The 2,640-nt window shown below is 57.4% G+C and carries 4 protein-coding genes; 1 reads left to right on the forward strand and 3 read right to left on the reverse strand.

The window, feature by feature from the left end:
• The coding region (locus ABX749_RS28915) for an L-serine ammonia-lyase (RefSeq protein WP_372899094.1) at positions 1–1,295 on the forward strand (1,295 nt) is incomplete at its 5' end.
• Positions 1,296–1,378: 83 nt separating this feature from the next.
• Here the strand turns inward: ABX749_RS28915 and ABX749_RS28920 are convergent.
• The 3 genes from ABX749_RS28920 to ABX749_RS28930 are packed head-to-tail and all read right to left on the reverse strand — an operon-like array spanning position 1,379 to position 2,441.
• Positions 1,379–1,501, reverse strand: coding sequence for a hypothetical protein (locus tag ABX749_RS28920; protein WP_372899095.1), 123 nt, complete (start codon positions 1,499–1,501; stop codon positions 1,379–1,381).
• Between the two features lie 17 nt (positions 1,502–1,518).
• Positions 1,519–2,067, reverse strand: coding sequence for a zeta toxin family protein (locus ABX749_RS28925; RefSeq protein ID WP_372899096.1), 549 nt, complete (start codon positions 2,065–2,067; stop codon positions 1,519–1,521).
• Positions 2,064–2,441 (reverse strand): hypothetical protein, encoded by a 378-nt coding sequence (locus ABX749_RS28930; RefSeq protein WP_372899097.1) that lies wholly within the window; start codon positions 2,439–2,441, stop codon positions 2,064–2,066. The genes ABX749_RS28925 and ABX749_RS28930 overlap by 4 nt, the downstream gene beginning before the upstream one ends.
• Positions 2,442–2,640 lie beyond the last annotated feature (199 nt).

Genomic DNA, 2,640 nt, shown 5'->3' on the forward strand with positions numbered 1-2,640 from the left:
CGGGTTCCGTCAAGCGGGTCACCGTCGACCTTTACGGCTCGTTGGCCAAGACCGGGAAGGGGCATGGGACCGATGTCGCGGTGCAACTGGGATTGTGTGGTCACGACCCGACGACCATCGAAGTGGAGTTGATCGCCCCGTCGATCCGCGAGATCGCATCCCGCCGAACGATTCAGCTGGGCGGTCACGAGGTTGTTTTTGACCCAACCACCGACATTCGATTTCATTTTGACAAGCAGCTTCCCGAACATCCCAACGGGATGCGCTTCACTGCGGTGCTGACTGATGACGAACAGCAAGCCGCTGTTTTCTACTCCATCGGTGGTGGCTTCATCGTCAAGGCGGGCGACGAAGCGTCGACGAACGACTCGGTGAACCTTCCCTTTCCCATTGACTCGGCGCGCGACCTGATGGGTCACTGCGATCGGCAATCCCTTCGCATCAGCGAGGTCGTCATGCAGAACGAGCGGGCGTGGCGGGATGACGCTGCGATTCAACACGGGTTGGCCGCGATACGGGACACGATGTTGGACTGCATTCATCGCGGATGCTTAACCGATGGCGTCCTTCCCGGCGGCATCAATGTTCATCGACGCGCCGCTGCAACGGTCCGCCGCCTACTCGGTCGCGAGTGTCCGACGGATCGAAAGGAGTTTCTCGCCGCGATTCACCAACAGCCAAGAGACTTTCAACGTGTCATGGCTTGGGTCAGTTGCTTTGCCTTGGCGGTGAACGAAGAGAACGCGGCATTCGGACGAGTGGTCACGGCGCCAACCAATGGTGCCGCGGGCGTCATTCCCGCCGTGTTGATGTATTTCGAATGTTTCTGCGACACGGCAGCCGACGCATTCATCGATTTTCTGCTGACGGCGGCGGAGATTGGATGCATCTTTAAAAAGGGTGCAACGATCTCGGCGGCCATGGGTGGCTGCCAAGCCGAGATCGGTGTCTCCTCGGCCATGGCTGCCGCGGCGCTCACCGAAGGACTCGGCGGTTCATCGCGTCAAGCAACAATGGCCGCCGAAATTGCCATGGAACACCACCTCGGGATGACCTGCGATCCGATCGGCGGACTGGTTCAGATCCCCTGCATCGAACGCAATGCCTTCGGCGCAATCAAAGCCATCACCGCGTCGCAAATCGCGCTGGATCGCAACCCCGATGATGCCCGCGTGTCACTCGACGACGTGGTCCGCACGATGTGGGAAACGGCACAGGACATGAACTCAAAGTACAAAGAGACCTCCGAAGGCGGCTTGGCCAGCCAGATCTCCGTCAACCTCAGCGAGTGCTGAACGAGACTTCGCAACCCCGCCGTCTTTTTGGTAATCGAGGCCACGATTCTCGCGGCAGGGATAGGGGTCAAAAAATGGGTTGGTCAAAAAAGGGAGCCAGCTTGAAGCAATGACTCTTCGGTCACTCCTATTTTTTGACCAATCCATTTTTTGACCAATCCATTTTTTGACCAATCCATTTTTTGACCAGCCAATCTTTTGACCATTCTCCATCGTGTTCTCGCTAGACGACGACTCGTTGACCGTTCTCGTAGACCTCCGCCAACCGAAAAGGTTCTTCCAAGTTGCTGTTGTCGTAGACCACGACATGCGGAAGACGTGCGATGGCTCTTTGCAAATTCGCTTTGGTCCGTTCGAAGCGGCCTTTCAATTTTTCGTCGGGTATGTCATGACCTCCCTGGCTGGCACGCATCGCGACACGACGGATCGACTCGCCGGCGCTATCAACGCGGATGAACAAAAGCACGACGGTGAAACCCGACTCAACATACGTCGCGAGCGTGTCGACTTTGTCGCCGACAGGATCGGAGAGCACCGTTTCAAAGATAAAACTCTCTCCCTGGGCTGCGAGCGACGAACGAATGGCCGCTGCCAACTCGGCTGCTTCGTATGCACCGATCTCCAGTCCTTCTGCGATCACATCCGCGTTGATGAAACGCAGGCCGCAGTCGGAAAGAAACGTCTCAAAGAAGGTCGATTTTCCCGCACCATTGGATCCAGCAATCGCGATGACGATGGGTCGCCGGTCCAGGAACGCAAACGGCAGACTCAACGTTTGCCCTCGACTTCGACAAAGTCGCGGCCGACAAATCGGCCAATCACTTCCGATCCGTCTGCTTCGATGCGTCGGAGCAACTCCGGGTCACCAGGGACCGGCTTGTAATGCGGATAGGGACGTTGCTTCAGATAGGCCTCGACACGTTTGCGACCCGCGACGGTGTCGACCTCCGCAATCGCTTGCGAAAGGGATCGCTCGGAACCCGATCTCTGCAACAATAACGAGCGGTCGCCACGCAGGAGTGGTTCGATCGATTTTCCAAGCCCGGCCCAGAATTCAATCTGCCCGGCAATGCTCCGCTGGGAGAACGGCACGACCGCACGCGCGTCGTCGACAAGTTGATCCGAAAGCTTGACTGGCTGACCCATAAATCACCTCAGACCAAATGGTATCATTTCGCTACCTGCAAATCCAGTTGTTAGTACGGCGATTTGGTGCCGCGATTCGATGCCGCCCACCGAGTAGTTGCTTCGACGTGCCCGAGTCCGCATGCAGGCGCGGGTTGGGGAGGGTGGGCTAGGGGTCAAAAAATGGGTTGGTCAAAAAATGCAGCCAGCTCGCAGTCAC

The organism is Stieleria sp. (genome assembly GCF_041595215.1).
Lineage (GTDB): Bacteria > Planctomycetota > Planctomycetia > Pirellulales > Pirellulaceae > Stieleria > Stieleria magnilauensis.